Raw genomic sequence first — 25852 nt, 5'->3', positions numbered from 1 at the left:
CCTTTTGGTGGGGTCCACTGCCCCTCCCGTTAGGCGGCCAAAGCTAAGTCGCTCTCGTACGGGTCCGGGATGGCATCCATGTCGATGAGATAGTCACCGAAGCGCTTGATGTGCGCCGTTACGTAGGGGCTCAAGGCTGCAACATCCTCTGCCGTGATTTTCCAGCCATCCCGCATCAAGGATTTAATGATGCGGGTCTGCTCCACGACGTTATGGAAGATCACCGCGTTGGCGACCAGGTCGTTATATTTGACGGCCTTTTCTTGCTCGACGGGATCATTGTCGGCAATAACCCCCTCCCCGCCGAAGAAGAAGTGCTTCGAGAAGCCATTGTAGGCCTCGACCTTGTTGGTCGACGCGGTGATCTGCTCGCGCAGGTCCTGATCGGAGATGTACTGGAGCAAGAACAATGTCCGCACTGCGGACCCCAGCGCGCGAAAAGCGTGATACAGCCGGTTCTTGCGACTGTTGTTGCCCAGCCGTCGCAGCAAAGTTGATGCGGCGATCTTGCCTGCCTTGATCGACAGAACGACCCGCATGAGATCCTTCCAATGGGTTTCGATGAGGTCCCAGTCGACGCTATCGCGGAACAACGCGTCGATATGCTCATAGGTCACATCGGCTTCTGGTCGGAAGAACCGATAGTCCTGCCAGTTGCGAATACGCGGCATGAGCTGGATGCCCAGCAAGTGGGACAAGCCAAACACGGGCAATGACTGGCCCTGCGTGTCGGCATGCACGATGTCTGGCTGGATATCGGACGTGTTCTTCAGTAGTCCGTCGATGATATAGACCGCCTCCCAGACGCCACACGGGATGAAGTGACTGAAGAGCGCCACATAGGTGTCAGAGACGTGGTGGTAGGCAATGCCGCCATAGCCGCCGTAGCGAATGTGATACGACGCCAGCGTGTTCTGGTCGTACATCTCGTACTTGGTACCATCCGCCGCCGCACGCTTGCCATCGCCCCAATGCTTGGGGAGCTGCAGGTTTGCGTAGCTATTGATGATGTCCCGGCAGGCAGCTGACAACTTGTTGGCATCAATGTGCCGGCGATTGACGAACGAGAGCATGTGCGCCGACACCGCACCCCGGAAATGCCGGGCGGCCTGGTTCGGGCCCAGGTTGCATCCGTAGGTAAAGGCCGTCAGTACATAGCGTTCGGCCGGCTGGTCGATCTTAGGATCGGAGCCCGACAAGGGGCCGAAGTGACGGTGCCAGTTGGTCCAGTGCCCGACGTCGCACAACACATCAATGACACTGCGTTCTTTCAGGCGCTCATGGATGGCTGTTTCAAGGGCGCGTGCGCTGCCCGTCATTTCCTTGGCCTTGTTGCGCTTCAGGACGGGCATACCTTGATCGTCGATCACGACCTGGCCGTTGTCGACATATTCCTGATCGGTCTGCTCAGCCATCGCCATCAGGCGCGATTGCAGTGCATTGACGAACGCAACCGGGTTCGACGGCAGATCTAGTGTGCGGCAGTAGTCCTCCACTTGTGGCTCGCATTCTTCCCAAGTCAGCAGTTGCTCGCCCTGATCTGCATAGGCTTCCGAGCCGCGAACGGCCACGTCGCCTGACTTCAGCTCGTTGGCCAGCGATGAAAACACGCAGACCTCAAAATGGCGTCGATGGATCCGTTCCTCCCCCGACTCCATGCGGTGAATCAGTGTTTTCCGCCAAAGGTGTGTGGTGAACGAAAGGTCCACGGGCTCATCCAGCCATTCGCTGCGACTGCGCTCTTGGGCAAGCACGAGCTCCATCGCATCAATCAGCGATTGATCCTCTGTGGTCGACTTCATATCCAGCAGCCGCACCATGCGAAGAATGGTGGCGCGATGAGACTTGTAGTACGGCCACAGCAGCGGCAGATAGTTGTCGCCGCTGTGGGCTGCGATCGCGTTGCAGTCCTGCTGAAAGGTCTCGATGCTCCCGCGCGCCGTCACCAGGCGCCGTATCTCGCGCCCGGCTGTGGTGTCGCTGTGATGTTCGCTCAGTACACGGATGACATCGGACATGGTGGCCACTAACGTCTCTGCCTTTTCACGGTAGCGGCTACGCAGACGCTCCAGTTCTTCCTTGCCGTGGTTGTGGATCTTGCCGATCCGCTTGATGAACATGTCGGCGAGATCATCGCGCGCTTGGACGCGAGCACGATGGATTAGGCACAGCAGCAACGCGCGGCGTTTGGCGGGTCGAAAGTCCTTTAGCTCCGCCGCATCCAAGACTCGTGCTTCTGCGGCGAAATGCTTGCGTTTGAGTTCAGGAATGCCGGCCAGCGGCTGCTCCGTGGCAACGAGCTCGTCGAGCTTCGCCATGTGGTCGAGCAACTCTTGGAAGTGCTTGAGGGAGGATCGCTTGGGTAGCCGCTTCACCTCGTGGAGCGGGCTTTTGGCCGCCGATCCTTTCGACTGAACAAGCGCATCCAGGCGCTCTTTCTCTTCCGTGGTCAGGCGCCGTTCCATCTCGGCAAAGAAGCGACCGTTGACCAGGGTGCGAATGCGACGGCTAAGGCGGTCGAGTGTGCTGAACGCGGGAAGCTCGAAACGATCCTTGACCAGTTGTTCGATGCCGACGTTGATCAGGTCGGGCGGATTGTCCATGACCGCTGCGGCGTCTTGGATGGCGCGGGCGGCGACATCTAACCCGCCATGCTCGAACGCCTGAAACTGCAGATTTTTACGAACGAGCTGGTGATAGCGGTAGAGCGTGACGGTGCTGGGAGTCGCCGGCTTGATCTGCATCCTGAATTTCAAGGATGCCCGGATGTGGCGAATCACGGCGAGGGGTACATCATCCAACGCAGGAAAATATTTCAGGCGTTGAAAGCTTTTGAGCAAGATGGCCAGCGTTAGGCGGCTGGGCGCTTGTCGGGCATGTTGCGTGACGAACGCGAGCTCGGTATCAGAGAGCGTATAGAACGCGACGAGCTCGCGAACTACAGGATTGCGTTTGAATTGCGGGTACGCCGTCCGGTCAATCGAAGCCATGCCATTCCTCGATGTTGACTGCTAGGTTGTAGTGCGGCAGAACGGCAAGCGCGCGTGGCCAATGTTCTTGCGACCGTGCACCGCCGCCCACGGGGCCGACGATCGCGTCGAGCCCCACCGCCTTAAAGCGTCGGATCTTAAAACAGGAAGCGGCGCATGGTGGTGACAGAACGACCATCCGCCGGCGCCTCGCTATCGGACGCGCTGCCCCTGGGCATCGATCACCACTTCGCCATCCTCTTTGGTGAAGGGACGCGTGACCGGCGGCAAGATGTCCAGCACCACCTCGGACGGGCGGCATAGCCGCGTCCCCATCGGCGTCACCACGAAGGGCCGATTGATGAGGATGGGATGCGCAAGCATGGCGTCGATAATCATCTCATCGGTGACGCCAGGCTCGCCCAGGCCAAGCGCCGCGAACGGGGTCCCCTTTTCACGCACCGCCTCGCGCGGTCGCAACATGGCTTCGTCGATCAGCTGGATCAACCGTTCGCGCGTGGGCGGGTGCTGCAGGTACTCAATAACGGTGGGCTCGATGCCTGCATGGCGGATCAATGCCAGTGTGTTGCGCGAGGTACCACAGTCAGGGTTGTGGTAGATGGTGACCGGCATAGGCGTGGGCGTCATGAACAGGCCTCCGTGGTACTGCTGCAGCAGGCCGGACGCGTGGAAGGCTTGCGCGCTGTTGCGGAATCCGTCGCCGGCAACGGTGCGGGCGCGGAAGCAGCGATCACCTCCGTGACTCCCGCGGCGGCGGAAAGCGCGAGGGCCTCGGCCGCACCCTTGCGTTCACTGTAGCGGTCCACGAGATAGTCGCTGCGATCGCGCACCATCAGCGTGAACTTGAACAGCTCTTCCATCACGTCCACGACGCGATCGTAAAACGCCGACGGCTTCATGCGACCTTGGTCATCGAACTCCTGCCAGGCCTTTGCCACCGACGACTGGTTCGGGATGGTTACCATGCGCATCCAGCGACCGAGCACGCGCAGCGCATTGACCACGTTGAAGGACTGCGAGCCACCACTGACTTGCATCACGGCCAAGGTCCGTCCCTGGGTGGGACGCACGCTGCCATCTTCCAGCGGTAGCCAGTCGATCTGATTCTTGAATACCCCGGTCACCGAGCCATGACGTTCCGGGCTCACCCAGACCTGGCCTTCCGACCACAGGGACAGTGCGCGCAGCTCCTGCACCTTGGGGTGGCTCGCGGGCACGCTGTCGAGCATCGGTAACTCATGAGGATCGAACACCCGGGTTTCGGCGCCAAACTGCTGAAGAATCCGCTCGGCCTCCAGAGCCAACTTTCGGCTGAACGACTGCGGGCGCAACGAACCGTACAGGATCAAGATCCTCGGCGGATGACTGGAACCCGCTGGCAGGGCCAGCTTGTCCAGGCTGGGTTTGTCGAGCACATCAGCGGTGATGTGGGGTAAGTCATGCAGCGTCATGGCAAGGGTCCGGACCAGTTGCGTTGATGTAACGATTCTATCATTATGGAAATATAGAATTACAACCATCGCAGCCACCCCTGGATCCACGGCGCCATGCATCCTTGTCGCGTTCTCTTCATCTGTACGGGCAATTCGGCCCGTAGCATCCTGTCCGAAGCCACCCTCAACCACCTGGGTCAAGGCCGATTCGAGGCCTACAGCGCCGGCAGCAAACCGACCGGCCAAGTTAACCCCTATGCCCTGGAAGAGCTCGCGACGGCAGGTATTCCCATCGATGGGCTGAGCAGCAAGTCGTGGGACCGCTTTGTCGGCGAAGGCGCGCCGCCGCTGGACATCGTGGTGACGGTTTGCGACAGCGCCGCCAATGAACCGTGTCCGGTGCTTTTTGGCGACTTCGTACGCACCCACTGGGGCCTGCCGGATCCGGCGGCGGTCAAGGGCAGTCCCGTTGCCATCAACGAAGCCTTCCGCAAGGCGCACATGCTGATCACTTACCGACTCATGGCGTTGTTAAACCTGCCTGTCGAGACGATGAGTCAGGACGACCTCAAGTGGGCGCTCGATGGTATCGGCGCGATGACCGGCGAAGACGACAACGAGGATGCCGCATGAACCAGGCCACGACCACCATCGACGCGACGCCACCATCCAAGGTAGCCCGCATCGGATTCTTCGAACGCTATCTCACCGTGTGGGTGCTGCTCTGCATCGTGGCCGGCACCTTGCTCGGCCATCTGCTGCCCGGATCGTTCGAAGCCTTGGGAAATATGCAGGTCGCACAGGTCAATCTACCGGTGGCGGTGCTGATCTGGTTGATGATCATTCCCATGCTGCTGAAGATCGACTTCGGGGCGATGGCGGGTGTGCGCCATCAGTGGAAAGGCATCGGTGTCACGCTCTTCATCAACTGGGCGGTCAAACCCTTCTCGATGGCGTTGCTGGGGTGGATCTTCATCCGCCATGTGTTCGCGGCCTGCTTGCCGGCCGATCAGCTCGATTCCTATGTGGCCGGCCTGATCCTGCTTGCCGCGGCCCCGTGCACGGCCATGGTCTTCGTCTGGAGCAACCTGTGCGGCGGCGAGCCCAATTTCACCCTGAGTCAGGTCGCCGTGAACGACGCGATCATGGTGGTTGCCTTTGCGCCGATCGTCGGGTTGTTGCTGGGCATCTCGGCCATCACCGTCCCGTGGAACACGCTGATTCTCTCAGTCGTGCTTTATATCGTCGTCCCGGTGCTCATCAGCGTCGTCCTGCGCCGTGTCGTGCTGGCCCATGGTGGTCACGATGCACTCCAACGCCTGCTGACGCGACTGGGACCGATCTCGCTGAGTGCCTTGCTGCTGACCTTGGTGCTGCTGTTCGGCTTCCAGGGACAGCAGATCCTTGCGCAGCCCCTGATCATCGCGATGCTCGCGGTACCCATCTTGATCCAGGTCTACTTCAACTCCGGCCTGGCCTACCTCCTCAATCGGAAGCTCGGTGTGCCGCATTGTGTTGCGGCGCCGTCGGCACTGATCGGAGCGAGCAACTTCTTCGAGTTGGCGGTGGCCACGGCCGTGGGACTGTTCGGCGTGCACTCGGGGGCCGCCCTGGCCACCGTGGTAGGCGTCCTGATCGAGGTGCCGGTGATGCTGTCAGTGGTTCGCATCGTCACGGTGAGTAAGCACTGGTACGAAGCACGCACAGCCTAAGCGGAGACTGCCATGCAGGGGCATTACAACGTCTTGTTCGTTTGCACCGGAAACTCGGCACGTAGCATCCTGGCCGAGGCAATCACCAATCACTTTGGTAAGGGCCAGTTTCACGGCTTCAGTGCGGGCAGTCAGCCCAAGGGGTTCATCTACCCGCAAACCTTGGAGGTATTGCGAGCGGTGGATCTACCGACGGCGACACTGCGAAGCAAAAGCTGGGAAGAATTTACCCGTCCTGGTGCGCCAGTGATGGATTTCGTGATCACCGTGTGCGATCAGGTCGCGGGCGAAGTCTGTCCCGCGTGGCCGGGCGCGCCCATCACGGCGCACTGGAGCATTCCTGATCCAGCCAAAGCGGCGGGCGACGACGAAGTCATCTACAAGGCTTTTCTGCTGGCACGAAGTCTGCTCCAGCAACGCATTAGCTTATTGATGAACTTGCGTATCGAAGCACTGGACCGCCTGGCACTCACTAGCCGGCTTGCTTCCATCGGGCAGAGCTCAGCAGCACCTGGTCAGTCGTAACCGTCACGACCACGGCATTTCTCCTACACTGAGTGTGTTTTCTACGAAGTCTCCGATTCCTCCTATGCCAATGCAGACCAAACAAGCCATCACCGTCCTATCCGCTCTCGCCCAAGAGTCGCGATTGGCCGTATATCGCCTGCTTGTGGAGCACGCTCCCGATGGCTTAGCGGCTAGCGTGATCGCCGAACGGCTCGGGCTAGCCAATGCCACTCTCTCCTTCCACCTGAAGGAACTCGTTCATGCTGGGCTGATCACCAGCCGACAAGAAAGCCGATTCATCTATTACTCGCCCATCCTTGAGGTCATGAATGAATTGGTGGGCTACCTAACTGAGAATTGCTGCTGCGCGACCGGTCAGTCCTGCACACCGGCTTCCGCGCCCAAGTCCGTAGCAAATACCGCGCGTCCTCGGAAGCGCACAGCCTAGGGCGCAACACGGCTGGACCTCGACGCACGAAGGCGGAAGCCAAACATCTGCCGGTCTAGCAAATCATGATGATTTGCCCGTTCGGTCGCCATTGCTGATTGGCGCTCAGGACGGCGCGGTTTCATTTCCCGGCGCGGGCAAAGGTGACCCCGTGAAAGGTGCCCCAATAACGATCCTCGGGAAAAACCACAAGATTCTTCCCGCCAGGGTGCACGGCACTCGGATAGATCAGGCCGCCGAGCTTGGTGCCCGGTGCCGGTTCGAAGACCTGGGCCAAGTATTCGCAAACGACTTGGGAGGGCACATAGTCGATGTGCTCATGACCGTCCTTCATCACCGGCTTGCTGAGGGCGTCGACAAACGCCCGAATGAATAAGGCCTGCTCGCGCGCCTCTTTGTTGGCCACGTCAAAGAGCGACGGCATAGGCGGCAACTGGGTCAGGTCGATGACTTCTAGCGGCTTCGACAACGTGAAGGTGGCCGTGAATACGGTGTGGCTCGTCCGACCGGTGATTCCGATTTCGCGACGAGCCGTTGGTTTGTCGAAAGCGGTATAGAGGTAAGGAATGCCCGCCGGGTTCATCCGGCCCGCCGACGTTTTCTCTTTCGGAGGCGGTCCCAACTCCTTTGCACCGGGCAACCAGGCCTGACCACGGGAACGCAACCGTGAGCGATAGACGTCAGTCCCCGCCGGGAGGGTGCGAATCAACGGGCGAAGGCGCTGCGCGATGGCGGGCAAGACGTCGGCCACGTCGATTTCGTAAGGCGACGTGGATTCGGATCGTGGTGCGTCCGCAAAATGGAAGCGCGTCTCGTGCTTCACCGTATGCGTGAACAAGCTCCATGCTGATGAAAGCACTTCGTGCGGATGGCTACCTGCCCAATGCCCGTTAGCAGCGGGGACGAAGGCGTCCCCATTGACTTCGGCATCGACGACCGCCTCGACAAAATCTGCATGCCCATCGAAGCCCAGATTGTCCAGGACCTCTTGCACATCGATCGGCGGCACGACAAAGCCGCCGTCATAGGGCACGCCGCCTGCTGCTGGTTCACAGTAGTAAGTATGGATCGTGTCGTAGACAGCCTCCATCACGACATGGGATTCGGCCGCAATGTCCACCACGTCGCTTCGGCCACAGTAATCGCAGGTGTCAGCACAGGCAGCGCGCTTGATCAGATCTTTGAGATGCTGGTCGTCGACACAGTCGGCGCACACGAATGTTTCCGGTGCCGACCAACCTCGCTCCTGGGCTTCCATCCATTCGCTCTTGACCAGTCCCATCATGCCTCCGATCGTTGTTGCCGCTCCGTTGTCGTTGCATGCCTGGCATCGTCTTCCGCATGCAGATAGATCGACGTGGTAGCAATGGAGCTGTGGCGTAGGTTTTGTTGGATGTGGTGAATGGGATTGCCGTCATCCGCCTGGTGCGAGGCAGCGGTGTGGCGAAGCCAGTGGGTCGACACGCGTCGGAGCCGTGCGGCGCGTGCCGGGTCTTTAGCTTCCCAGTCGTCAGCGATCCGGGCGAAGGTGTCTTTGACGATGAGGTAGACCGCCGTCGGCGTGAGTGCGTCCTCGCGCCCTGCAATACCCAGAATGAGTGGGCGCCGACTGCCGACCTCTGGCGTGGGCGATAGCTCAAGAAAGGAGCGGTAGCGCGCGAACTCTCGCATCAAGGTGTCGCTCAACGGAACCCGGCCTTCGACACCGCCTTTGCCAATGACGCGAAGCCACCACCGGCCGCGGACCAGCTGCAGATCCGCTTCCTGCGCCTGCGCGGCTTCCGACACGCGCAGCGCAGTTTCGTACAACAAGCGAAGTACCCAGCGTGAGCGTTCATAGCGCTGATGCTCGCGCGACGTCAGACAGGGCCAGCGGTCCAGCTGAGCCAAGGCATCGGCCCAGAGGGGGCGATCCAGAAAGCGCTCGACCTGGGGGGATGCCTTACGCCCACGGCGGCGACGCGGTTGCAGTGCGAATGGCGATCCCGCCAGGTAGCCCGCACGTACCAAGTAATTGAACAGGCCAGCCAGGATGCCGAGGGCTTGGCGCCGGCTTCGATTAGATAGCGGCCCGGCAAACAGGCGACGGTGGTCGCCGCGACGGGCCAATGCGTCATCGCACCAATCAGCGGGCGGATTGGCCAGGAAAGCCTCATAAGCCAGCACGTCTTCACGGGTCAGGCTAGAGATCGCCTTGCCACGCACCTGAGTCGCCCAAGCCAGCAGCCGTTCGGCTTCCTTGCGGTAGCTGCGGAACGTGTGGGGCGAGTCCATGTATTCGGCCAACCACACGCCTATGGCAGCGACGTCGGTGTCTGCGGCGATCTGGCGAGGCACGCCGGATGGGGCGCGATTGGCTCCATGGGCGCCCGATAACGTCGGCGGCAACGTCACGCCGGCAGCGATTGTCACGGTCATGTCGGCCATCGAGCTTTCCTCACTGCCAGGCGGTCACCTCGCACAGCGTACAGGGCAAAGACTTCTGATTATAGCGATTATCGTAAATTTCCTGGTCATATCGTTATACGTATAACGTAATACTGTGATATACGGCTACCTTGACCATCGAAATCTGCCTTGTGAGCGACTGGAGCCGTTATGAGCCGCGTCAGCGATACCCGTCAACGCACCCGCGAAGCCGCCGCCAACCTGGTGGCCAGCGGCAAACACCCGCACGAACTCACCGTCGACCTGATCTATGCCGCCATCCAGCAAGGCAGCCGCACCACAATCAACGACGAACTGAAACTGTGGAAGGATGAAAGGGCGAAGGCCGATGCGCTCGGCGCCGATCTGCCGCCGGCGATCGCTGACGCGATGCGTTCGCTATGGGTGGCCGCCGTCGAACAAGGCGAGAAGGTCTTTAGCGAGCACCGCCAAGCACTGGAGTCGGACCTGGCGGCATTGCAGCAAGCCCATGATGAGCTCATCAGCGAGCGGGACGCGGCGTTGACCGCGGCCGATCAGCTAAGGCACGAGGTGAGCGGACTGCACGAGCAACGCGCCGAACTTCAACAGCAGCTCGCTAGCGAAACCGAAGCCAAGCACGATGCGCTCGGACAAGTCCAGGCCCTGCAACAGGAAGTGACGACTGTCCGTGCCGACATGGCTCAGCAACTGGAAGCCGCGCGGCAAAACCACGACCGATTGACGACTGAATTCCAGGCCACCGTCGCGGCCCGTGATGCCGCTTTTCAAGTGGAGCGGGACAAGGCGAACGACCGCGTGGAGGCCGCTCAGGCCCGCATGCTGCAGGAAACGGACGCAGCACGCGAAGGGCTCCGGCAAGCCGAGCAACAGCTGGCCAAGCTGCGGCAGCGAAGCGAAGAGCAGCAGTCAAGCCTTACCGAGATGCGCCTGGAAATTGCCCGTCATCGCCGCGAGTTGGCTGACAACGAGACACGCCTGGCGACGCTCGCCAGCATGACTGTCGAGCGCGATCAATTGGCCCTCGAGTTGGCCACCGCACGAGGCCAGACGGCCGGACTGACTGCCGCGCTTCAATCGGCGGAAGCGCGGGCAGTGACAGCGGAAACCCAAATGGCCGCAGGACGTAAACGTAAGCGATCTGAGTGAGGGGCGCCCCAGTCATATGGTCGGGGGTGGTGATTCCGCGTGGCCCGCAGCAGGGGCAGCGAAGCGACTCACATGTCGAGACCGAGGCTGGCTATGCTTCAACGGAGGAAACGCAGCTATCACCGGAGGGGCCGTGAAGCACGCAGATTTTCATATTGGCCTGGAATTCGTGGGGAGCGCAGGTTTTCGGTGGCGCTGCACGGACGTCGGCACGCGAACCATTCTGGCTATCCCGCTCGATTGCAAGGACCCGCTTTGGTATCAAGGGCCGCCGTACATCGCCAAGGAAAAGGTATTCGATGAGCATGAGATCAAGCGCTGCCACTTGACCGAGACGGATGCGATCACCGCCGCGGTGCGCGAGCATAAAACCTCAGGTCATCCAGGCTATCCCAGTGAGGTCGTCGCGCATATGCTGAAGGCGCGTCACCAGGACAAGGGAGGCCGCTATCCGCATGAAGGCGTGCTGCGTTTCGATCGGTGTCGGCCGGATGGCGAAATCCTCCACCCCTACGCGGGTCGGAAGGAAGGAGATGCCTGGGTGGTTGAGTTGTACCTGCCGTTCCTCAACACCTATGACGAGATGGCAGAGCTAGATTTTATTGCTCTCCCGATCGCCTCGGCGAGCGATATCCGTGCTCGAGCAGACTTGCGATAGATAAGGTCGAATCGTGAAGATAAGAAGAATCAGTATTCAGAACTTTAGGGGCATCAAAGATCTGGAATGGAATCTTCCCGATCAGCGGGTATTTTGCCTAATTGGCAAGGGCGATTCCGCCAAAACGACGATCCTTGAGGCAATCCGCTGCGCTTTCAATCCACAGTGGAATCTCGCATTTAATGACTCTGATTTTCATCTTTGCAAGACCGACGTCCCGATAAAAATTGAGATCGTGATCGGTGATCTGCCCGACGAGTTCTGCGCCGAGCAAAAATACGGTGCGCATCTGCGTGGATGGGACAAGGCCGCATTCAACCTTCATGACGAGCCCGAAGACGGTGATGAGATCGTACTGAGCGTCCGCCTCACCGTGGGAAAAGAGCTGGAACCAAAATGGCGGGTTATCACCGCTCGAAATGCCGATGGTGTCGACTTTCGGTCAGCTGATCGTGCACGAGTAAACGTTGGCCTGATTGGCTCCTATAGCGAAAAGCAGCTGACTTGGGCGTCCGGAACCGCGCTCGCGAGGATCACGGAAGCTGAAAATCTGAGCGAATCGCTTGTGGACGCGACGCGAGCAGCGCGAAGCTCACTCGATGGGCAGCGCGCAACCGCTTTAAAGAGTTTCGACACGGCCGCGGCGAAGTCAGAAGCGGTGGCAAAGAAGCTTGGCGTTCCGGTCGACGATTCGTTCAAAGCTCATCTTGACCTCGCATCCATAAGCATCAGGCTGGGCGGGCTGACGTTGCACGACGGGGAAATACCGTTGCGACAGCTCGGGCTGGGGTCGCGAAGAATGCTTTTGTGTGGCATCCAGAAGGAAGGTCTCGACGAGCAGCACATCACGCTGTTCGATGAGGTAGAGCTTGGCTTGGAGCCTCATCGGATCGCGCGCCTGATGCGACATATCAAAGAGGATCCAACGGGGCAGTATTTCCTGACGACTCACTCGCCCTCCGTCTTGCGTGAGCTGACGGTTGATGAACTTCATGTCGTGCACAAATTGGAAGGCGGCGTAGAGGTGGTCGCAACCACTGGAAAAGACTTGGACGGACTCAATGTTCAAGGTCACATCCGGTCCAGCGCGGAAGCGTTTCTATCGATGAAAGTCATCGTCTGCGAGGGCGCGACCGAGGTTGGTTTTCTACGTGGCCTGGATAATTTCTGGGTGGCGGAAGGCCTCAATCCGTTGTCCTATGCGGGTGCCGTTCTGCTGGATGCACGCGGTGCGAGCAAGATCAAACCCCTCGCTGCGGGATTTAAAGCCCTTCACTATGACGTCTTTGCGGTGGCCGATGGGGATGCCCCGCAACAGTTCTCGCCTAACGATGCCGAAGATCTAACAAAACAAGCGATCGAAGTGCTTATTTGGTCCGATCAGCTTGCTCTTGAACAGCGGGCCATGCTCGATTTGCCGTGGAGTAGCGTTCTTGCATCTGTCAAGTTAGGGCAGGATCTTGGGCATCCAGTCCACGACAACGTCCGCTCAAAATTGGACATAGCCCTGGATGCCGACGTCATGCAATGGCCTGAGTCTCCAGAGCTTCGAAAAGCGATCGGTGATGCAGCAAAGTCCAAGTCATCCCCGTGGTTCAAATCCATTTCCGATGCGCAGGCGTGGTTTGAAGTGATTGCTCCCGCCTTCGCAGATCCGGATTTCAAACAGCGTGAGCTGGCCAGCAAACTGAGTCGGCTCCGCACATGGGTGGACCATGGATGAGGACCTGGCTCGCACGCTCGCCCAGTTCGACGGCAAAGGCTATGTCATCGCGCCCGCGGGCTATGGTAAGACGCACCTGATCGCATCGGCTGTCAAGGCCGCATCGAAACGGCAATTGGTCCTGACACATACCTATGCCGGCGTCCACGCGATCAAGAAAAAAATGCAGTCCCTGGCAGTTCCTAGTTCGAACTACCAAATAGACACGATAGCGAGCTGGGCGCTTAGGTTGTGCCTGTATTTCCCGAAGACGTCGAAGTGGACGAAGGAGTACCCAGAAGCCAAAGATTGGGCAAGGCTCTACGAAGCGTGTGCCGGCTTGCTTGAAAGGCCGTTTGTCGAACGACTCGTCCGATGTTCCTATGCCGGCATCTATGTCGACGAGTACCAAGACTGCTCCACACAGCAGCATCTGCTGATCAGTGCGTTGGCGAATCTACTTCCTTGTCGTCTATTGGGCGACCCTATGCAAGCCATCTTCGACTTTGATGACCAACCAATAAATTGGGAACAGCAGATATACCCGCACTACAAGCTGCTGGGTGAGCTCACGAAACCATGGCGCTGGCATATAGCGGGAGCCACGGAGCTGGGGGACTGGCTTGATGATGTCGGCAAACGTCTTCGTGCGGGCCAACAAATTTCCCTCGCCGCTCCATTACCCAAAGGCATCAAGCGGGTTTCTGTCGATTTGACAGACTTCACGAACATGAAACGCCTGAACTTCTTCTATCCCTTTTTGGATCATGACGAAGCAGTAATCGCCATTCACGCCGGCGATCAAAAGTCCAAGAACAAGACCCACAAGCTCGCGCAGTCCCTTGGTGGTAAGTTTTCCAGTATTGAAGAGGTCGAAGGCAAGGACCTCTTCAATTTCATCAAGAAGCTCGAAGCGGCAAAAGAGGCAGGCCAAAGACTCTGCCTTGTGATCGAGTTCTGTAAGAAGTGTTGTAACGGTGTCGGTGAAATTCTGAGCGCGGCGACAAAGCGGGGCGAGTTGGCGAAAGCCACTCGGGCGACTAAATATCCAGATGTCTTGCATGCTGCGAACCAATACCTGGCATGCGACTCAACGACGAATTTGGTGCGTTTGATTAATGCCATTCAAGGCAACCCTCAGACGTCGATCTACAGGCGCGACCTTCTGTATCGGCTTCTGAGCGTCCTTCGCGTGCATCAAGTTAACGAAGGGCTGAGCCTGTCCGAAAGCGCTCATCGGTATCAACGCGATTTTCGGCACTCTGGGCGACCAATTCGACATAACAAGCTCATCGGAACTACTTTGCTCGTGAAGGGGCTTGAATACCCACACGCGATCGTCCTGGAAGCGGATGCGATGTCTCCAAAGGACTTGTACGTCGCGCTGACGCGTGGCGCGAAGACGGTCACGATCGTGAGCCTAAAAACGGTATTGCCTGGCTGATATCGCCGGGTGACGGCACGATCTCCGCCGCCGAGAAGGGAGGGGGCGGTGCGGGGACCGCTCATCCGCGCCCGGGCAGGTCGGAGAGCCCCGGCACCTTGATTTCCTTGTAACGCATTGAAAGTAGGAGTGAATCGGCTTCCTACTTATCAAAATTACACGTATCTCGGCTCAACCCCTTCTAGGCTGTCATCGCAAGTCGCCAGCATGGCTTCGAGCTCGGCGAGGGTGATCGCGGTCTTCTTGCGCGGCCGCTCCCCGCGCTTGACCGCCGCCCGGGCAGCCCGGCTCAGCACCGTGCGGATCGCCGGCTGTTCGCACGGATTGGTCACGTGTTTGAGCCGATGCGCGGTCGACAGCACCGCCACCCGATGGCGGACCGTCGCCAGTATCCACGGGCCCAGCTTGGCCTTGAGACCCGCGGCCACCAGCGCCTGATCGACAGCCTGCGGCAATTCCCACGCGAGTTCGCCATCGGCCGAACGACGCACCACGTGGTCGACCACAAACTGCAGCACGGTGACTTCGGGCACCGGCAACGTCATGTCGATGCCGTAGCGCGCCGCATGCCAGCCCGCCCAGTAGCGCAGGGCGCTGGCGTAGCTGCGCGTGGTGTTCGCGGCCGCCGCTTCGGCTAATAGTTCGCGCACCGCATTGGCCGCTTGCTGGGCCAATTGTTCCGGCAGCACCAGGCTGGAAGCGGGTTCGGCAAGCACCGGAATCGTGGAAATACCTTTCATAATATGTAATGTATACTACGAAATAGGGCGTCTACCCACGATAATCATCACTTATCGCGAGTACGAAACCAAGCGGGCAGGGCGCGGATCGAGGAGACCCATCCATGGCACGCGGCATCACTCAAGAGCAGGTCAATGCGGCGGCGGACGCCATTCTGGCGGCCGGTGAAAATCCCACCGTGGAGAAAGTGCGCGCCGAGCTTGGTACGGGTTCGCCCAACACCATCACGCGCATGCTCGACGCTTGGCGTGGCCAACTTGGGGAGCGCTTGCGACAACTCAGTACCCTGCCAGAGGTGCCGAGTTCGGTGGGGCAGGCGATGATCGAGTTGTGGCGCCTCGCCTCCGACCATGCCGAGCGCTCGCTGGACAGTCGCTTTGCCAACGAACGCGGCGTCCTGGCGGCAGCTCGGAATCAATTGGCACAGGAGCGTGAAACTTGGGAAGCAAAGCTACAGACGGCGGAAATCACCGTAGCCCAAGCCCAGACAGCCCGGGACCTCGCCGAACACGCCTGTCGCACCCTGGATGGCCAACTACAGGACAGTCATGCGCTGCGTGCGGACCTGGTGCAACAACGGGATCGCTTGCAAGCCCAGTGCGACCAACAAGCGAAGCTGATCCAGGCGCTTCGGGCTCAGCTGGACGACAGCCAAGTCGCTCTGCGAACCGAGCGTGAGCGTCAGGAAGTACATATTCGCGCCGTGGAAGATCGCGCTCACCAAGAGGTCGATCGGGCTCGACAAGATGCCAAGCAATGGCAGCAGCGGCATGAGGCAGCCGAACGAGTGCATCGAGATGTTGTCACCGCGATACAAACCCGATACGACTCGACTAGAGATGAGGTGCGCCATCTCGAACAGGAAGTTGCGCGCCAAACAGGCCAAGTCAACGCCCTGGAGAAAGCGCTCTCGGAAGCTTACGCAGCAATTCCAGCCAAGCAGAAGAATTCACCGCCTGCACCCAAGGCCGGTGCGAAGCGTGGCCAGCGAAAGACGAAATCAGCTAGCACACGAACGCCGAAATAGATCTCTTGGCTCCGCAGATCGATGACATGGTTAATTGGATGACTCAAACAATTGATCCACTCTGACGGTACGTCGACCTGTGGTTGTTCCTGATGTCAGCCAATAGGCGTCCCTTGTAGGTCGTTTTGAACCGTAGGCGCCACCAATCCAATCAGAAGATGACATGGTTACGTGGGATGACACGGTTAGCCGGATGGGTGACACGGTTAAGTGGGGGACGACACGATCACCACCAAATTGCAACGCAATCAGAACTTCCAGCTTTTGACATAATATACATTATGCGAAATATTGGGCTGGCCATAATTCCCGCCCTAGCGGTATGTGCCGTTTTGAAAATCATTGGCTTAAAGCGCTATGCCCGGGTTCTGAAGCTAGCGTCAAATGGGCATCTATAGACTCGAACTCAGCTGCCGGAATCACTGTGCCGGCAACACAACGCTCATCCATCTGTCAGCCGCAAAGCCTCACGACACTGTTCATCCTGCAACCCAAGCTGCTGATCCCTGCACCGTTGAACCAACAGTGCTTGCTGCTGCGCTTCAAGCCAAACCAGCGAGCAGAAGCGCAAGCACATAGATTGCGCCCTGAAGAACCTTGGACATGCTCCCTGCCCACTGTCACCTCGTGACAGGGTACCAAAAGCGTGTACGGCGCTCTTAGCCTCGGCTCGGCCATCCACGCCTCGCGCGGTGTACCTCCCGAACCTATCGAGCGGGCCGTGAACGATCACCGCCCCGTTAGGACGGTCTTGTCCCCTCCCCGCGCGCAGGCCTGGATGGCGCCACGCGCAATGACCGAAGCATCCCGCAACACCGCCAATCGGCATCGCGGCATGTGGCGGATATTTTTCTTTCCCCGCAAAAAAATGGCGACCGCGCCCATCAGGCAGCTACCAAAAGCTCAAGGCATGCTTCCAGAGGGCATAACGGCGAGGCGATTGCATGCCGCGGCATTTTGGTCCAAATTCGAATGGGGGCGCCGGGTAAAGCGGCATGAGGTCATAGATGGAGAGCAAGGGGGAGAGTGTGCCAATCGTTCCGTTGCCGGAAGCCTCGGCCGTCGACGAGCGCGCTCATGCGCATAGCTTTGACGCCTTTATTCGCGGCCAGTTTCGTGGCTTGCTGCAGTTTCTGCGCGCAAGGACGGCTTCTGAGCAGGATGCCGAAGATGCGGCGCAAGAGAGCATGACCAAACTGCTTCGCTACCGCGAATCGGAACCGCCTTCGGCATGGCGGCAGTTGCTGTATCGGATTGCGGTTAATGTTGCGAACGACCAGTTTCGCGTGGCACTGACGCATCACGCCAAGGAGCACGTCCCCCTTGATGGGCTGGATATTGCGGCAACCGAGCAATCGCCGGAGCAACGCGCTGTTTATGAGCAGCAAGTGACGCAGCTTACCCGGGCCATCCTTGAGCTGCCGCCCAAATGCCAGCGGGTCTATCTGCTGAAGCGGGTTCACGACCTGAGCCACGCACAGATCGCCAAGCGCTGCGACATTTCAGTGAAAATGGTCGAAAAGCATCTTGCTACCGCACTCGCTCAATTGCGCCGCAAGGTAGGTGAATCGTCGGCGGACACGTTTTAATGAACATGGACAAGTGGAACGCAAACACGGGCGCCGGGCCGGACTCATGCGACGAGGCTGAGCACTGGTTCGTCCGCCTGCTTGAAGCTGACTGTCCGGCCGACGAACGCGCCGCGTTTGAGCGCTGGCGTGCGGCGGACCCAGCTCACGCCGCCGCTTATCGCGAGGTCGAATCGGTGTGGAAACGGAGCGCGGCGACCGTCAAGGATCCAGCCATCATGGCTGCGGCGCAGCGTGCCCTGCGCCAGGAACCTAAAACACGCACGCCCCAGCGCTGGCTTTTACCGGCCCTGGCGGCCGCTGTGGTCGCTTTATTGGTGGTGCTTCCGTATTGGCGGGCAAATCATGCCGACCCGATCGGCATCGCCTACACCACCGCCGCGGGCCAGCAGCAAACCGTGCAGCTGTCGGATGGCTCGTCCATCATGCTGGATACAGATACGGAAGTTGTCGTTCGCTACAGCGCACGGACGCGCCAGGTGGATTTGCTGCATGGACAAGCGCAGTTCACGGTACAGGGTAATCACGCCTGGCCGTTTGTGGTGCACGCGCAACGCGGCACGGTTACTGCGGTCGGCACGCAATTCCAGGTACGTATCAACGACGGCTGTACCGATGTGTCATTGCTTAAGGGCAAATTGGCCATTGCCACCGAACCTTCGGGTGGCACGCCGCAAAACGCGCTACTGAATAACGGGCAAAACCTGGCCTACGATGACATGGGGCACATCTCGCCCGTGCATTCCATTGACCTGCAAAAGGCGCAAGGCTGGACCCAGGGCAAGCTGTTCATCCACGACTGGCGCCTGCCTGACCTTGTCGCCGAGATGAACCGCTATAGTGCCACCAAGGTCCAGATCGGCGATCCGTCCTTGCAGGACATCCGCATCAGCGGCATCTTCCGTACCAACGACCAGCAAACGTTCCTGAAACTGCTGCAGGAAGGCTGGCCGGTTCGCGCCAAGCGCATCAGCGACACGCAGATCGTGTTGCTTCACGATCGCTGACTTACGCCCCCTCGCCGCTCCGGCCTTCGCCGCGACGCGGCGCGAATCGGGCATTTCGCCAACCACGACACAAAGATGAAACTTTCTTCCGCAAGGGAGGTAGGTTTTTCCCTTTTGCGCGCGTCTTATCCATGGCGACACTGCAGCATGATCGACGTACATGGACCGTTGAGGGGCGTCGTCTTCTGAGTGGTAGGGGGTCGCTGGCCACTTCCTGGTGAATCGAGATACCGCACTTGAGTGCGGTCATGACTATTGCATGGGGCTCATGTAGCCGCATTGGGCTCGTTCGTCCTAAATTTAAGGGAGTTCATAAATGTCGAGCAGTATTCGTCTTTCGGGGAATCGCAAACTGCTGTTGCCGGCCGCGTTGTCGCTGGCGTTGCTGTCGCTATCGGCGCATGCCGACAATACCTGGGCACCCACGCGCACGCACGCGGGCATCCAGAACAGTGGCAACCAGGTTTCCACGCTGGTGATGACCGGCCATCCGTCGGTCGACGCCTCGCAGATCGCGCCGCTGGAACAGAGCAAATCGCTGCATGTGGAAGTCAGCCTTAACCTGCGCAATGTCGACCAGCTGCAGAGCTTCCTGCAGGCGGTGAACAAGCCGGGAAGCGCCAGCTATCACCACTTTCTGACGCCGGCCCAGTTCAAGGCCCAATACGCACCGAGCGATGCCGATGTGCAGGCCGTGGTGGCGCATTTGGAAGCCTACGGCTTCACTAACATCAAAGTTGCGCCGAACAATCTGCTGGTATCCGCCGACGGCAGCGCGGCCAATGCCAACGCGGCGTTCAACGCCAACATGAAGACCTTCAGCTTCAAGGGCAAGCAGCATTTCGCCAATGCCTCCGATGTCACTGTGCCGCAGTCGCTGGGTGGCATCGTGGATGTCGTGCTGGGTCTGCAGGATTACGTGAAACCTCACGTCATGTCACATCGCGTCAGCACGGATGCGAAGACCCAGGCCTCCAGCGGCCAGGTCGGACACCAGCCGACGGATTTCCCCAAGATTTATGACGTCGGCAGCACGCCGAGCGCCTCCAACACCACCGTCGGCATCATCACCTGGGGCGATATGACCCAGACGATCGCCGACCTGAAGACCTTCACCAAGAACGCCGGCCTGGCCACGGTCAATACGCTAACGGTTGCCGGCGGCAGCGGTACGCTGGCCAATGACGGTGACGACGGCGAGTGGGCACTGGACAGCCAGGACATCACCGCCGTCTCCGGCGGCGTGAAACAGCTGATCTTCTACGCCGCCATCAATGGCGACAGCAACGACAGCCAGCTAACCGACGCTACCATTACAGCGGCCTACAACAAGGCCGTTACCGACAATGTGGCCAAGGTCATCAATGTGTCGCTGGGCGAGGACGAAACGGCGGCCAACAACTCCGGCACCCAGGCAGCGGACGACAAGGTGTTCGCGCAGGCCGTTGCACAGGGTCAGATCTTTTCGGTGGCGGCAGGCGATGCGGGCGTCTACCAGTGGTCCAGCGACCCCACCGAGGGCGCGCCGGGTTATGTCGCCAACTCCAGCGGCAAGGTCGAGATCAGCCTGAGCCATTACGGCGTGAGCGAACCGGCCTCGTCGCCGAATGTCGTCGCCGTGGGCGGCACCACGCTGAGCACCTCGGGCACCACCACCTGGTCCGGTGAAACGGTGTGGAACGAAGGCTTGGCGGCCGTCGATCCAAGCAATAACGACAACAACAAGCGCCTGTGGGCCACGGGTGGCGGCGTCAGCCTGTTCGAAACCGCTCCGGCATGGCAGACCACCGCACTGGGCTCGTCGGTAACCAAGCGCGAATTGCCGGACGTGGCGTTTGACGCGGCCTCGGCGACGGGCGCCATCATTGTCGCCAACGGCCAGACCGGGCAGCAATACGGTGGCACCAGCCTTGCCTCGCCGATTTTCGTCGGCATCTGGGCACGCATCGAATCGGCCAACAACAACTCGCTGGGCCTGCCGACGCAGAACATGTACACCTACTTCCCGAAAGACGCCACGCCGCTGCATGACGTGACCTCGGGCAACAACGGTTACAACGGCTATGGCTACAGCGCCGCCACGGGCTACGACAACACCACCGGCTGGGGCAGCCTGGACATCGCCAAGTTCAATGCCTATGTCACCCAGTACTGGGGAAGCTCGAGCGGTGGCGGCACGCCTCCGCCGGCGGGCAATCCGGTGGCCAACTTCACCGATACCGTGAGCGGCCTGGCGGTGAGCTTCACCAACAGCTCGACGGATACCGGTGGCACGATCACTTCGTACGCCTGGAATTTCGGCGACAACGGCACCTCGACCTCGGCCAGCCCCAGCCACACCTATGCGGCAGCCGGCACCTACACCGTCACCTTGACGGTGACCGACAGCACCGGCGCGACCAATACCAAGACCGCCTCGGTGACGGTGACCAGCGGTAGTGGCGGCGGCAGCGGCAACGGTGCCGTGTTCAGCAACACCAAGGCCGTGACGATCGGTGACAACGCCACCATCACCAGCAGCATCGCGGTAACCGGCGAGTCCGGCAACGCGCCGTCCAACCTCCAGGTGCATGCCAACATCAAGCACAACTGGTCGGGCGACCTGACGATCGAGCTCATTGCGCCCAATGGCTCCACTACCGTGCTGCAGCAACCCGATTATGACGATGACGGCAACATCAACACCACCTGGACGGTGAATGCGTCCTCGGTGCCCGCCAACGGCACCTGGAAGCTGAAGATCATCGACAACGATCCCGAGTACTACGGCGACTCCGGCAAGCTCAATAGCTGGAGCCTGACGTTCTAAGATCGGGACTTTGCCGTTTATCGATGCGCATGGACGCGCATCCATGCTGTGAAGCCCGGCCTTGATGGCCGGGCTTTTTGTCACTTCAAAAACTGGGCGCCGATGCCCTCCTTCGTCTCGTTATTGAGTTTTCGGGAGGGCGTCAGTAGGTTAGGGAAAAGGCCGGGAGTGCTCACTGAGCTCCATTTGGCTCGCAGCCCCGGCAGGCATCACAAGCGGGTTGGATAATTGGCGATCCAGGTGGGAGGGGCGAGATAGGAATGCAGGGCAGCTTTAAGGAAAGACGGTCGTGGGCCTCTTTCCGACTCGCTGTGCGCGGCACCGGACTGTCAGCTTTCTTGTTTCGCCGTGCCGCGACAGGCAGACATCGGCTCGCCATCGCCCTTTGCGGGGTGTACTTGCTGCTGGCCGCCCCCATGGCACTGGCCGATGAGGGGGCCGTGCAAGCCCGTCACTACGCCATCGGCGCAGGTGATCTTCGCAACGCGCTCGACGCGCTGGCCGCGCAAGGCGATATCCAGCTTATTTATTCGCCAGAGCTGTCCGCCGGTAAAACCACGCATGGCATTTCCGGGCGATTCACGCCGACAGAAGCGCTGAGACAGTTGCTTGTCGATACGGACCTGACATGGAAGGCGGTGAACGACTCCACCTTTGTGCTGACGTTGTCCCCACCCTTTCGTCCATCCGCGGCCAAATCCGTCGCGAAAGCCGTACCCGAAGCACCAGGCACGCTGGATACGGTCAGCGTCAGCGGATCGCTGATCGGTCACGCCTCGATCCAGACCGCCACGCCCACCTACAGCATCACCGCCGCCGATATCAAGGCACGCGGCTTCAACAGCGTCGCCGAGGTGCTGCAGAACTCCGTCCTTGCGACCGGCTCGGTGCAAGGCCCGCAAGCGGCCGGATCCTTTACGCAGGGCGCGCAGCCGGTCAGCCTGTTCGGATTGAATCCGCAGTTCACGTTGATTTTGGTCGATGGCAAGCCGGTCGCTAATTTTGGACGGCTTTATAACGGCACGATCAACTTCACCAGCGTCTCCAACCTCCCGCTCGCCATGGTTGACCATATCGACGTGATGCCGGGCGGTGCTTCATCCATTTACGGCTCGCAAGCCATCGGCGGAGTCATCAACGTCGTCACGAAGTCGAACATGAATGTCGAAGAGTTATCCGTGGGCACGGGAAACTTTTCGGATGGCGGCGGGGCCAGCCAGCGCCTGAGTTACGCCTACGGCCGCAGTTTCGAGAAACTCAGGTTCCTGGGCGCCGTCGAATTCGACAACGCATCGCCGATCTGGGGTTACCAGCGCCCGTTGACGGCAGGCATCAACTCCGGCCCGGGGGGCGGGACTGCGACGAGCACTCAGGCCGCCATCGTCGATTACGGCACAAGCAACACCAATACGGGCTATCCCCTGGGTTATCTCGACCCACCGGCCGGTTGCGCGGGCAGCCTGTTTGGCGGCAGTACGGCATTGGTCACGGGCGGCGCCGCAAGCCCGCCGGGACAGTATTGCGGTTCGCGCAGATTGGACGGCTATGCGACTTATAGCAATCAGTCCCGCAGCTACGATGGCATGCTGAAACTTGACTATCGGCTCAGCGACTACACCCGCCTTTATGGCGGCGCCATGTTGAACTGGCAACAACAGCGCTGGTTCCCCGGCGTTCCCGCGTGGTTTTCCGACGACTTGCCGCAGGGAGTCATCGAAGACGCCGCCACCGGCCACTTCCTTTATCTGGAAAAGTACTTTGCCCCCGAAGAAATGCCCGGTGGCGCGGCTGGCCAGATGTATCGGCAGGACGACCTGCTGTATCAGACCCATGTCGGCGCCAACGGCCGATGGGGCGATTCGGGGTGGGATTGGGACATCTACTACCTGCGCACGGGCGATCGCACAGATGTCGTTGAGCCGCTGACGATCAAGGCCGGGGTCGACGATTTTTTCAACGGCATGCTGGGACCTGTTGTCGGTGTCGACCCTGTTGCGGGCGTCAACATGTACAACCCGAACTACAGGGCATTCTTCCAGCCGATAACGCCCGCGCAATATGCAAGCTTCACGCGAAACGTCGGCGAATTCAGCAACACCTGGATTAACGACACGCGTGCCACGATCAGCAACGCCACGCTGTTCGGTCTTCCCGGCGGTGATGCGGGGCTTGCCATTTTGGCCGAAGGCGGCAATGAGGCTTGGTATGAGCCAGTCAATCCGCTGTTTATGCAAGGCGCCATCTTCGAACATGCGGAAACCGGCGGCGGCGGACAGCGTTCACACGCCGCCTCGGCGTTCGAACTGAATCTTCCGTTGTTCAAAACCCTGACCGTCGATCTCTCCGGCCGTTACGACTATTACGCGCTGGACCAAGGCAGCAACAATCATAAATTCACGCATAAGGCCGGCATCGAATACAGGCCGGTCGATGCCCTGCTGTTCCGTGGAAATATCACCACCGCATTCAAGGCCCCGGATCTGTCATCCATATTTCTTGGGCCTACCGACTACTACACGACCATCACCGATTACTATCAATGCACCCTGGCCCGCAGCGCCGACTGCGGAACAGCCTACCAATATGGCATTCAGGGTACTTCGCTGGCCAACCCCAAGCTGCAACCGACCGTGGCGCAAAGCTGGACGCTCGGCACGGTGTGGACGCCAACCGACAATCTAAGCTTGAGCGTCGATTATCTGCATCTGGCGATCCAGAACGAAGTCGTGCAGCAGAGCCTGGACTTGCTGATGCAAACGGATGCGCAGTGCCTGCTGGGCCAGCTCAATCCCGCTTCGGCGCAATGCATGGCGATAACCAACCCCGTCAACGGCCAGGTGCAGCGTGCTTACGGCAACGGCCCGGTCACCAGTGTCACCACGTATTACGCAAACCTCGCCAACGAGGTGACCAAGTCAATCATCGGGAGCGCGCGTTATCGCTTCTCTCCTTCGAACATCGGCAGCTTCAGCGTGCAATTCGACAGCAACGACATGCTTAAGCACGACTACCAGCTGGCATCCGGCCAGACGCCAACCGATCGCCTGGCCAATCCGCTGTACAGCACCGAATTCAAAAGCATCATCAGCGGCAGCCTGACCTGGACAAGCCCGAACGGGCAATGGACAAGCACGCTGTATGGGCACCGCTACGGACCTTCGCCGAATTTCGCCGCAACGAACGATGGCGCCGAATTTCCAGGTTCCGGCCGCGTATCGCCATGGACCACCTTCAACGGCGGCGTGAGCTACCGGCCCATTCGAAGCCTTGAATTGTCGTTGCTTGTAAACAACGTGACGAACAAGATGCCGCCTGCCGATTCGACCTATCTCTCCTATCCCTATTTCAATAATGAAAATTACAACATCTATGGGCGGGAGGTGATGTTTCAGCTGAATTGGAAGGCCAGGCAACCATCCCTATGAGAAGCGCCATGCCATCGCAAGGCGAACGCGCATTTAGCCTGCATCTGGATCAATGCCAGCCCCGTGTTCGCCGGAACAAGGATCTCCTGCCCTACTCGGCCGGCACATCCATTGCCTTCATAACATATGTCAATTATTATTGACGTATGACCAAAAAGAGTGCCGAACTCGACCAGCTCGCCACCCAATTAGCGGCGCTCGCGAGCACGCAACGCTTGAAGATCATTGGCGCTCTGGCGGGAAGCGAGCTTCACATAAGTGAGCTCGCGCGCCGGCTTGGCATGTCCAGGCCTTTGCTTTACGCCCACTTGGGCAAGCTTGAGGCCGCGGGGTTTCTTGTGGGGCGGCTCGAAGTTTCCAAAGAGGGAAAGGCGCACAAGTATTTCAAGGTGGCGCCCTTCCAACTGAAGGTGGATGCAAAGGTCATCCACAGACTCGCAATCGACGACTGATCAGGAGAGAACATGGACGGACAAGCATTCGGTATCCTTATTCCTGTAGCGGCCATCGTGGGCTGGTATGTGCACAGCATCTTTTCTGAAAAATTCCAGACCCAGCGAGAGATGGCTCAAGAAGGCTCCACGGCGATAAAGGAGCTTCTGGCCAATAATGTGGCCTTCCAGGAAAAAATTCAGTCCAGCCTCGACCAGATCGAGAAGAGGCTTGAGCAGGTAGAGAAGGTTCTAAGCGAAATCCCCTCCTGACCACGTCCACGCACCCCTATCACCCGCAACAATTTCACGCTAGTTGGAGCGGGGTCGCCACGTGACGATTGGGCTGTGAT

General features: G+C 59.6%; 20 protein-coding genes and 1 pseudogene. 15 read left to right on the top strand and 6 right to left on the bottom strand.

Features of this window, described 5'->3' with window-relative positions; genetic code table 11:
- Positions 1 to 29: 29 nt before the first annotated feature.
- The 3 genes from MJ606_RS07060 to arsH all read right to left on the bottom strand — a co-directional run bounded on the left by MJ606_RS07060 (position 30) and on the right by arsH (position 4441).
- Entirely contained in the window at positions 30 to 2990 is a 2961-nt protein-coding gene (locus tag MJ606_RS07060; RefSeq protein WP_243048759.1) for a Tn3 family transposase, read from the bottom strand.
- Positions 2991 to 3182: 192 nt separating this feature from the next.
- Entirely contained in the window at positions 3183 to 3602 is a 420-nt protein-coding gene (gene arsC / locus MJ606_RS07055; RefSeq protein ID WP_243048758.1) for an arsenate reductase (glutaredoxin), read from the bottom strand.
- A gap of 11 nt (positions 3603 to 3613) precedes the next feature.
- Complete coding sequence (gene arsH / locus MJ606_RS07050) at positions 3614 to 4441, bottom strand: arsenical resistance protein ArsH (RefSeq protein WP_243048757.1); 828 nt, start codon at positions 4439 to 4441, stop codon at positions 3614 to 3616.
- A 96-nt stretch (positions 4442 to 4537) separates the two neighbouring features.
- On the opposite strand from arsH, the gene MJ606_RS07045 reads away from it, so the two are divergent.
- The 4 genes from MJ606_RS07045 (at position 4538) to MJ606_RS07030 (ending at position 7090) form a co-directional block, all read left to right on the top strand.
- Positions 4538 to 5056, top strand: coding sequence for an arsenate reductase ArsC (locus MJ606_RS07045; protein ID WP_243048755.1), 519 nt, complete (start codon positions 4538 to 4540; stop codon positions 5054 to 5056).
- On the top strand, positions 5053 to 6135 hold the full coding sequence (arsB, locus tag MJ606_RS07040; RefSeq protein WP_243048753.1) for an ACR3 family arsenite efflux transporter: 1083 nt from the start codon (positions 5053 to 5055) through the stop codon (positions 6133 to 6135). Before MJ606_RS07045 ends, arsB begins: the two co-directional genes overlap by 4 nt.
- 12 nt (positions 6136 to 6147) lie before the next feature.
- Entirely contained in the window at positions 6148 to 6660 is a 513-nt protein-coding gene (locus tag MJ606_RS07035; RefSeq protein WP_243048744.1) for an arsenate reductase ArsC, read from the top strand.
- A 70-nt stretch (positions 6661 to 6730) separates the two neighbouring features.
- Positions 6731 to 7090, top strand: coding sequence for a metalloregulator ArsR/SmtB family transcription factor (locus MJ606_RS07030; protein ID WP_199048659.1), 360 nt, complete (start codon positions 6731 to 6733; stop codon positions 7088 to 7090).
- A gap of 121 nt (positions 7091 to 7211) precedes the next feature.
- Here the strand turns inward: MJ606_RS07030 and MJ606_RS07025 are convergent, their stop codons facing one another.
- Both MJ606_RS07025 and MJ606_RS07020 read right to left on the bottom strand, forming a co-directional pair.
- Positions 7212 to 8375 carry a HEPN-associated N-terminal domain-containing protein gene (locus tag MJ606_RS07025; RefSeq protein ID WP_243048742.1) on the bottom strand — a complete coding sequence of 388 codons (1164 nt, stop codon included), beginning with the start codon at positions 8373 to 8375 and terminating at the stop codon, positions 7212 to 7214.
- Positions 8372 to 9517 carry a tyrosine-type recombinase/integrase gene (locus MJ606_RS07020; protein WP_243048741.1) on the bottom strand — a complete coding sequence of 382 codons (1146 nt, stop codon included), beginning with the start codon at positions 9515 to 9517 and terminating at the stop codon, positions 8372 to 8374. The genes MJ606_RS07025 and MJ606_RS07020 overlap by 4 nt, the downstream gene beginning before the upstream one ends.
- Positions 9518 to 9688: 171 nt before the next feature.
- Here MJ606_RS07020 and MJ606_RS07015 point away from each other — a divergent pair, with 171 nt between their 5' ends.
- From MJ606_RS07015 to MJ606_RS07000, 4 genes are all read left to right on the top strand, one after another.
- Positions 9689 to 10666, top strand: a complete 978-nt coding sequence (locus tag MJ606_RS07015; protein ID WP_243048740.1) for a DNA-binding protein — start codon at positions 9689 to 9691, stop codon at positions 10664 to 10666.
- Positions 10667 to 10799: 133 nt separating this feature from the next.
- Complete coding sequence (locus MJ606_RS07010) at positions 10800 to 11324, top strand: hypothetical protein (protein ID WP_243048739.1); 525 nt, start codon at positions 10800 to 10802, stop codon at positions 11322 to 11324.
- Positions 11325 to 11337: 13 nt separating this feature from the next.
- Positions 11338 to 13047 (top strand): AAA family ATPase, encoded by a 1710-nt coding sequence (locus MJ606_RS18390; RefSeq protein ID WP_243048736.1) that lies wholly within the window; start codon positions 11338 to 11340, stop codon positions 13045 to 13047.
- The gene (locus MJ606_RS07000) at positions 13040 to 14470 is read left to right on the top strand and encodes a UvrD-helicase domain-containing protein (protein WP_243048735.1); all 1431 of its coding nucleotides are present in this window, start codon (positions 13040 to 13042) and stop codon (positions 14468 to 14470) included. The genes MJ606_RS18390 and MJ606_RS07000 overlap by 8 nt, the downstream gene beginning before the upstream one ends.
- Before the next feature lie 173 nt (positions 14471 to 14643).
- Here MJ606_RS07000 and MJ606_RS06995 read toward each other — a convergent pair.
- A pseudogene (locus MJ606_RS06995) lies at positions 14644 to 15210 on the bottom strand (integrase); the annotation flags it as partial.
- A 104-nt stretch (positions 15211 to 15314) separates the two neighbouring features.
- Here MJ606_RS06995 and MJ606_RS06990 point away from each other — a divergent pair.
- From MJ606_RS06990 to MJ606_RS06955, 7 genes are all read left to right on the top strand, one after another.
- On the top strand, positions 15315 to 16238 hold the full coding sequence (locus MJ606_RS06990) for a DNA-binding protein (protein WP_243048730.1): 924 nt from the start codon (positions 15315 to 15317) through the stop codon (positions 16236 to 16238).
- A gap of 1007 nt (positions 16239 to 17245) precedes the next feature.
- Positions 17246 to 17827: an RNA polymerase sigma factor gene (locus MJ606_RS06985; protein WP_243048727.1), complete on the top strand. Its 582-nt coding sequence runs from the start codon at positions 17246 to 17248 to the stop codon at positions 17825 to 17827.
- Positions 17827 to 18834, top strand: a complete 1008-nt coding sequence (locus tag MJ606_RS06980) for a FecR domain-containing protein (protein ID WP_243048726.1) — start codon at positions 17827 to 17829, stop codon at positions 18832 to 18834. The genes MJ606_RS06985 and MJ606_RS06980 overlap by 1 nt, the downstream gene beginning before the upstream one ends.
- A 316-nt stretch (positions 18835 to 19150) precedes the next feature.
- Positions 19151 to 21643: a protease pro-enzyme activation domain-containing protein gene (locus tag MJ606_RS06975; RefSeq protein WP_279236714.1), complete on the top strand. Its 2493-nt coding sequence runs from the start codon at positions 19151 to 19153 to the stop codon at positions 21641 to 21643.
- Between the two features lie 398 nt (positions 21644 to 22041).
- Entirely contained in the window at positions 22042 to 25068 is a 3027-nt protein-coding gene (locus MJ606_RS06965) for a TonB-dependent receptor (RefSeq protein ID WP_243048725.1), read from the top strand.
- A 146-nt stretch (positions 25069 to 25214) separates the two neighbouring features.
- Positions 25215 to 25520, top strand: a complete 306-nt coding sequence (locus MJ606_RS06960; RefSeq protein ID WP_243048724.1) for a winged helix-turn-helix domain-containing protein — start codon at positions 25215 to 25217, stop codon at positions 25518 to 25520.
- Positions 25521 to 25532: 12 nt separating this feature from the next.
- Positions 25533 to 25772 carry a hypothetical protein gene (locus tag MJ606_RS06955; protein WP_243048723.1) on the top strand — a complete coding sequence of 80 codons (240 nt, stop codon included), beginning with the start codon at positions 25533 to 25535 and terminating at the stop codon, positions 25770 to 25772.
- Positions 25773 to 25852: the final 80 nt, after the last annotated feature.

Origin of the sequence: Dyella sp. RRB7 (assembly GCF_022761115.1) — a bacterium.
Lineage (GTDB): Bacteria > Pseudomonadota > Gammaproteobacteria > Xanthomonadales > Rhodanobacteraceae > Dyella.
Note: the sequence above shows the minus strand (reverse complement) of the source record. Positions and strands in the feature narration are given on the sequence as shown.

What these genes read in the sequence shown, in the direction of transcription:
- MJ606_RS07000 (WP_243048735.1), top strand. Translation starts at nt 13,040, where the DNA reads ATGGATGAGGACCTGGCTCGCACGCTCGCCCAGTTCGACGGCAAAGGC.
- MJ606_RS07030 (WP_199048659.1), top strand. Translation starts at nt 6,731, where the DNA reads ATGCAGACCAAACAAGCCATCACCGTCCTATCCGCTCTCGCCCAAGAG.
- MJ606_RS06990 (WP_243048730.1), top strand. Translation starts at nt 15,315, where the DNA reads ATGGCACGCGGCATCACTCAAGAGCAGGTCAATGCGGCGGCGGACGCC.
- arsC (WP_243048758.1), bottom strand. Translation starts at nt 3,602, where the DNA reads ATGCCGGTCACCATCTACCACAACCCTGACTGTGGTACCTCGCGCAAC.
- arsH (WP_243048757.1), bottom strand. Translation starts at nt 4,441, where the DNA reads ATGACGCTGCATGACTTACCCCACATCACCGCTGATGTGCTCGACAAA.
- MJ606_RS07035 (WP_243048744.1), top strand. Translation starts at nt 6,148, where the DNA reads ATGCAGGGGCATTACAACGTCTTGTTCGTTTGCACCGGAAACTCGGCA.
- MJ606_RS06975 (WP_279236714.1), top strand. Translation starts at nt 19,151, where the DNA reads ATGTCGAGCAGTATTCGTCTTTCGGGGAATCGCAAACTGCTGTTGCCG.
- MJ606_RS07025 (WP_243048742.1), bottom strand. Translation starts at nt 8,375, where the DNA reads ATGATGGGACTGGTCAAGAGCGAATGGATGGAAGCCCAGGAGCGAGGT.
- MJ606_RS06980 (WP_243048726.1), top strand. Translation starts at nt 17,827, where the DNA reads ATGAACATGGACAAGTGGAACGCAAACACGGGCGCCGGGCCGGACTCA.
- arsB (WP_243048753.1), top strand. Translation starts at nt 5,053, where the DNA reads ATGAACCAGGCCACGACCACCATCGACGCGACGCCACCATCCAAGGTA.
- MJ606_RS07060 (WP_243048759.1), bottom strand. Translation starts at nt 2,990, where the DNA reads ATGGCTTCGATTGACCGGACGGCGTACCCGCAATTCAAACGCAATCCT.
- MJ606_RS06955 (WP_243048723.1), top strand. Translation starts at nt 25,533, where the DNA reads ATGGACGGACAAGCATTCGGTATCCTTATTCCTGTAGCGGCCATCGTG.
- MJ606_RS07015 (WP_243048740.1), top strand. Translation starts at nt 9,689, where the DNA reads ATGAGCCGCGTCAGCGATACCCGTCAACGCACCCGCGAAGCCGCCGCC.
- MJ606_RS07045 (WP_243048755.1), top strand. Translation starts at nt 4,538, where the DNA reads ATGCATCCTTGTCGCGTTCTCTTCATCTGTACGGGCAATTCGGCCCGT.
- MJ606_RS06960 (WP_243048724.1), top strand. Translation starts at nt 25,215, where the DNA reads ATGACCAAAAAGAGTGCCGAACTCGACCAGCTCGCCACCCAATTAGCG.
- MJ606_RS06985 (WP_243048727.1), top strand. Translation starts at nt 17,246, where the DNA reads ATGGAGAGCAAGGGGGAGAGTGTGCCAATCGTTCCGTTGCCGGAAGCC.
- MJ606_RS07020 (WP_243048741.1), bottom strand. Translation starts at nt 9,517, where the DNA reads ATGGCCGACATGACCGTGACAATCGCTGCCGGCGTGACGTTGCCGCCG.